The sequence below is a fragment of the Corallococcus sp. AB049A genome (assembly GCF_003668885.1).
Taxonomy (GTDB): domain Bacteria; phylum Myxococcota; class Myxococcia; order Myxococcales; family Myxococcaceae; genus Corallococcus; species Corallococcus interemptor.
The window spans coordinates 1-5,144 of sequence record NZ_RAWL01000539.1 but is presented as its reverse complement, the minus strand read 5'-3'; the positions used below and the strand labels follow the sequence as shown (position 1 = coordinate 5,144).

Genomic DNA, 5,144 nt, shown 5'->3' with positions numbered 1-5,144 from the left:
ACGAGCGCCTGCACGCGCTCTTCCAGAAGGACGGGCGCACGGGCGTCTTCCGCGCGCCCGCGCTGCACTACCGCGACGTCGTGCTGCGCCTGCGCGACCAGGGGCTGCCCTACGAAGACCGCGCGAAGCGCTTCGAGCCGGTGGAGCTGCCCCTCGCGGTGCCCATCGAGCCGTTTCCACATCAGCGCGCGGCGCTGGCTGCCTGGACGCGCGCGGGAGGCCGGGGCCTGGTGGAGCTGCCCACGGGCGCGGGCAAGACGCTGCTCGCGGTGCTGGCCATCGCGTGGGTGAAGCGGCCCACGCTGGTGGTGGTGCCCACGCTGGACCTGATGGCGCAGTGGCAGGGCGTGCTGGCGAAGCACTTCGCCACGCCGGTGGGCATGGTGGGCGGCGGCGTCAACGACCGGCGGACGCTCACGGTGACGACGTACGACTCCGCGGCGATGCAGATGGAGTTCACGGGCAACCGCTTCGGCCTGCTCATCTGCGACGAGTGCCACCACCTGCCCGCGCCCAGCTACCGCTTCATCGCGGAGGGGACGCTCGCGCCCTACCGGCTGGGGCTCACGGCGACGCTGGAGCGCGCGGACGGCGGCGAGCGCGTGTGCGAGGAACTCCTGGGCCCGCTGGTGCACCGCACCGGCATCGACGAGCTCCAGGGCCAGTACCTGGCGCCCTACGAAGTCCGCCGCATCGAGGTGCCGCTCACGCCCGACGAGAAGACGCGCTACGACGAGGCGCGGGGCAGATACCTCACGTTCGTGAGGAGGCTGGGCGTGCCGCTCGCGTCACCCGAGGGCTGGGCGCGCTTCCTGGCGCAGAGCCAGCGCAGCGACGAAGGGAGAGCTGCCTACCGGGGCTACCGGGAGCAGCGCCGCATCGCGCTCACCTCCAGCGGCAAGCTGGACGCGCTCTGGAAGATATTGCTGGAGCACCGCGAGGACCGCGTCATCGTCTTCACGGACGACAACGAGACGGTCTACACGCTGGCGAAGAAGCTGCTCTTGCCCGCGCTCACGCACCACACGCCGCTGCCGGAGCGCAAGGCGCTGCTGGCCGCGTTCGCCAGCGCGGAGCTGCCGGTGCTGCTGACCTCAAGGGTGCTCAACGAAGGCGTGGACGTGCCCGACGCCCGCGTGGGCGTGGTGCTCAGCGGCAGCGGCAGCGTGCGCGAACACGTGCAGCGCCTGGGCCGCATCCTGCGAAAGCGCCCGGGCAAGCGCGCCCTCCTGTACGAGGTCTGCTCCGCGCAGACCGCGGAGAGCGGCATCAGCGAGAGGCGCCGGCAGCACCGCGCCTACCAGGAACCGGAGGGCCCGCCCGATGCTGACGCGTGAGCTGCTCGCCTCGCGCGTGCGCGAAGGCATCCTGCGCCCGTCGTTCGTGAAGACGCACGACCCGTCCCTCCAGGCGCTCGCGAAGGAACTGCTCGCGGACGCGGAGGCCTTCCGGGGCCAGAGCCGCGACGGCGTGGAGGAGGCCTTCAGCCTCAAGGCCGGCGCGTTCAGCCGCCCCAAGGTCGCGCGCGGGCTGGTGAAGCTGCTGCTCGACCGGCTCCTCTTCGACGAGGCCGGGGAAGGCGCCCTGGACGCGCGCTGGCGCACGCTGCTCGTGGGCGCGAAGGTGCTGCGGACCCTCGCGCCGGGCACGACGCTGGAGGCCTACGAAGCGCGCCTTGGCGAGTCCCTGGACGCGCCGCTCTCCGACACGCGCGAGGCGCTCTACTCGGACCTGCCCGGCAACCGGAAGCTGCTGGGGTGGGACGGCGATGCGCTCACGCCGCAGGGGCTGTTGGACCGCTACAACCTGGCGCTCGCGCAGGGGCCGCTGCTCAACGCCCGGCGCCTCACCCTGCGCGCGCGGTCGCCGGAGCTGTTGCGCGTGCGCAAGCTGCTTCGCTGGCTGAAGTTCTGCCGGCTGGTGGCGGAGGTGCGGCGCGAGGGCGAGGACTGGTCCCTGGAGGTGGAGGGCCCCGGCGCCATGCTGGCCCTGCAGAAGAAGTACGGCCTGCAGCTCGCGAGCTTCCTCTCCGTGGTCCCCATCCTGGAGCGCTGGGAGCTGTCCGCCGTGCTGGAGGACGCGCGCAAGGTCTCCACGCTCCAGCTGTCCCATGAAGATCCGCTGGTGTCCCCGCTGCCCGCCGCGCTGGGGCACGTGCCGCCGGAGGTGGCCGCGCTGGCGCAGGGCTTCGAGGACGCGGCCTGGGAGCTGGACCTGACGCCCCTGCCCCGCCACACCGGCGCCGCCGGCCTGTGCGTGCCCGACGTCACCTTCCGCCACCGGAAGACGGGCCAGGAGGTCGCGCTGGAGCTGTTCCACCCCTGGCACGCGGCGCCGCTGTCACGGAGGCTGGCGGAGCTGCGCGCGCGCCCGGACCTGGGGCTGCTTCTGGGCGTGGACCGGGCGCTGGCGAAGGAGTCGGCGGAGCGGCAGGTGCTGGAGGAGCACCCGCAGGTGGTGCTCTTCAACGGCTTTCCCTCCGTCCGCAAGCTGCGGGAGCGGCTGAACGGCTTCAGCTCCGGGGTTTGAACTGCGAGGCCAGCACGCTGAGGATGCGCACGGAGCCCCGGTCCAGCTGCTTCGCGCGGCGCATGAGCCGGCGCAGCTCCGCGGACTCGCCGTAGTCGGACGGAGGCTCCGCGGCCCACTTCACGTCCTGCGACGGCTTGAGCCCCAGCGCCTCGTCCGCGGAGATGGACAGCACCACGCACAACCGGCGGAAGGTCTGGATGCTGGGCAGCATGTGTCCGCGCTCCAGCCGCCCATAGACCTCACTGGCGATGCCGATGCGCTCCGCCACGTCCGCCTGGGTCAGGTTCAGGCGGGTGCGGGCGACGCGGGCCGCGCCTCCGAGCCGGGTTGCGAGGGTCTTTTCCATGGGGTCGTTAACCTACCGGGTTCGCCCATGTCGATATGACTTGAGAGGTTGGCTTCCAAGAACTTCCGGGGTAGGCTTTTCGCGACACAACCTCTTGCGTCAAGCCTGTCCGCACCACCCACTGCCTTCATGCGAGAGCCGCCCAGCCCCCCTCCCAGCTTCCTGTTCGTGGACGCGGATCCACGCGCGCTCGCGGCGCTGCGGCGGTTGTGCAGGCACCTGCCCGGCGACAAGCGGTTCGCCCTGGGCGTGCGCGAAGCGGAGCGGCTGATGGGGGAAGCGGCGCCGTCCGTGGTGGTGAGCGGTCAGGGCCTTCCGGATGGTGACGGGCTGTGCCTGCTCACGTGCGTGCGGGCCCGGCATCCCGGCGCCGCGTGCGCGCTGCACACGTCGCTGCCTCCGGCGTGCTCTCTGCGGGAGCAGGGCATCACCTGGGTGGACCGCGCCGCGCCGCCGCAGCAGGTGCTGGCGCTCCTTGAGTCTTTGAGTTGAAGGGGGAGCTGACGGCCGGGCGTTCCCATGGCGCGTGCGGCGGTGCGCGTTAAGGTAGGGACTCCCCCACGGACGAAATGAAGCTCTACGCCATCAGCGACCTGCACCTGCGGCACAAGGAGAACCACGAGGCGCTGGCGGCCCTGACGCCGCGTCCGGATGACTGGCTCATCGTAGGGGGGGACGTGGGCGAAACGCTCGCGGACATGGAGCTGATGCTGCGCACGCTCACCGCGCGCTTCCGCCAGGTCGTCTGGGTGCCCGGCAACCACGAGCTGTGGACCATGCCCTCCGAACAGCCCCCGCTGAAGGGCGAGGCGCGCTACCTGCGCATGGTGGACCTGTGCCACCGCTACGGCGCGCTCACGCCGGAGGACCCGTATCCGCGCTGGCCCGGCGAGGGCCCGCACCGCGTCGTGGTCCCCATGTTCCTGGGCTACGACTACTCCTTCCGCCCGGACACCGTGCCCGCGGACAAGGCGCTGGAGTGGGCGTGGGAGGACGACCTGATGTGCACGGACGAGGTGCTGCTCCACCCGGAGCCCTACCCCACCCGTCAGGCCTGGTGCCACGCGCGCGTGGAGCGCACCCGCGCGCGGCTGGAGCGGCTGCCCGAGGGCTGCTCCACCATCCTCATCAACCACTACCCGCTGCGCTACGAGCACGTGCGCCTGCCGCGCATCCCGCGCTTCTCCATCTGGTGCGGCACGCGCCTCACCGAGGACTGGCACACGCGCTACCGCGCGGAGGTGGTGGTGACGGGGCACCTGCACATGCCCGCCACGCTGTGGCGTGACGGCGTGCGCTTCGAGGAGGTGTCCCTGGGCTACCCCAGCCAGTGGCGCCACCGCGGCGGCCTGGAGCGCTGCCTGCGCGAGGTTCTGCCCGGCCCGGAGAAATCCGCTCCGTCGCCGTGACGGCTTGAGTCACACCGCCGTGCGTTTGACGGTGTGGTGCACGCGGGCGTGTAGTGGCGCGCCATGACCGAGCCCTCCACCCCAGGCCCCGTCGAGCTCTCCGAGCGCGTGCACCTGCTGGATGCCCTGCGCGGCTTCGCGCTCCTGGGCGTCTTCCTCTCCAACAGCCTGAGCTGGTTCAGCGGCCGGTCGCTCCTGCCGCCCGAACAGTCACAGGCGCTGGCCGCCGCGCCCCTGGAGAAGTGGGTCGCCCAGCTCTACGCCTTCTTCGTGGATCAGAAGTTCATCACCCTCTTCGCCCTCCTCTTCGGCCTGGGCTTCTCGCTGCAGATGTCGCGCGCGGAGGGACGCGGCGCCTCCATCGTGCCGGTGTACCGGCGGCGGTTGCTGGTGCTGCTGGGGCTGGGCCTGGTGCACATGTTCGCCATCTGGGTGGGGGACATCCTCGGCACCTATGCGCTGGTGGGCTTCGCGCTGCTGCTCTTCCGCAAACGCTCCGACAGGACGGTGCTCACCTGGGTGGCGGTGCTCTTCGTCGTCCTGCCGCTCACGCTGTCCATCGCGCAGCGCTTCGGCCCGGAGTGGCTGCACGGCAAGGAGGCCGCGGAGGCCGCCGCCAAGGCCTCGCGCGAGGAGGAGCTCGCGCACCGCACGGCGTTCTTCACCGGCCTGTCCAGCCACTCCGTGCTGGCGTCACAGCAGGCCAACGCCGTCTACGCCTGGCAGAGCCTGCCCAACCCGGGCCGTCCCGTCTGGCTGTCCATCATCCTGGGCCGCTTCCTCCTGGGCCTGTGGGTGGGGCGCCGGGGGCTTCTGCAGGACGTGGAGCGCCACCGCAAGCTGCTGGTGCGGGTGCT

General features: G+C 71.7%; 6 protein-coding genes. 5 read left to right on the top strand and 1 reads right to left on the bottom strand.

What is annotated here, in order from left to right; genetic code table 11:
- Both D7X55_RS35555 and D7X55_RS35550 read left to right on the top strand, forming a co-directional pair.
- The coding region (locus tag D7X55_RS35555) for a DEAD/DEAH box helicase (protein WP_147470340.1) at positions 1 to 1,337 on the top strand (1,337 nt) is incomplete at its 5' end.
- Entirely contained in the window at positions 1,324 to 2,529 is a 1,206-nt protein-coding gene (locus D7X55_RS35550) for a DUF790 family protein (RefSeq protein WP_120552672.1), read from the top strand. The genes D7X55_RS35555 and D7X55_RS35550, both read left to right, overlap by 14 nt.
- On the opposite strand, the gene D7X55_RS35545 is transcribed toward D7X55_RS35550, so the two are convergent.
- Positions 2,513 to 2,878: a helix-turn-helix transcriptional regulator gene (locus D7X55_RS35545; RefSeq protein WP_120552671.1), complete on the bottom strand. Its 366-nt coding sequence runs from the start codon at positions 2,876 to 2,878 to the stop codon at positions 2,513 to 2,515. The two genes, D7X55_RS35550 and D7X55_RS35545, sit on opposite strands and share 17 nt — an antisense overlap.
- Before the next feature lie 129 nt (positions 2,879 to 3,007).
- Here D7X55_RS35545 and D7X55_RS35540 point away from each other — a divergent pair, with 129 nt between their 5' ends.
- The 3 genes from D7X55_RS35540 to D7X55_RS35530 all read left to right on the top strand — a co-directional run.
- Entirely contained in the window at positions 3,008 to 3,370 is a 363-nt protein-coding gene (locus D7X55_RS35540; protein ID WP_120552670.1) for a response regulator, read from the top strand.
- 77 nt (positions 3,371 to 3,447) lie between these two features.
- Complete coding sequence (locus D7X55_RS35535; protein WP_120552669.1) at positions 3,448 to 4,287, top strand: metallophosphoesterase; 840 nt, start codon at positions 3,448 to 3,450, stop codon at positions 4,285 to 4,287.
- A 63-nt stretch (positions 4,288 to 4,350) separates the two neighbouring features.
- Positions 4,351 to 5,144 (top strand): DUF418 domain-containing protein (locus tag D7X55_RS35530; protein WP_368666517.1); only part of this gene is annotated, 794 nt, incomplete at its 3' end.

Bases quoted from the DNA above. Each gene is read 5' to 3' on its own strand.
- D7X55_RS35545 (WP_120552671.1), bottom strand. From the start codon at position 2,878: ATGGAAAAGACCCTCGCAACCCGGCTCGGAGGCGCGGCCCGCGTCGCC.
- D7X55_RS35550 (WP_120552672.1), top strand. From the start codon at position 1,324: ATGCTGACGCGTGAGCTGCTCGCCTCGCGCGTGCGCGAAGGCATCCTG.
- D7X55_RS35540 (WP_120552670.1), top strand. From the start codon at position 3,008: ATGCGAGAGCCGCCCAGCCCCCCTCCCAGCTTCCTGTTCGTGGACGCG.
- D7X55_RS35535 (WP_120552669.1), top strand. From the start codon at position 3,448: ATGAAGCTCTACGCCATCAGCGACCTGCACCTGCGGCACAAGGAGAAC.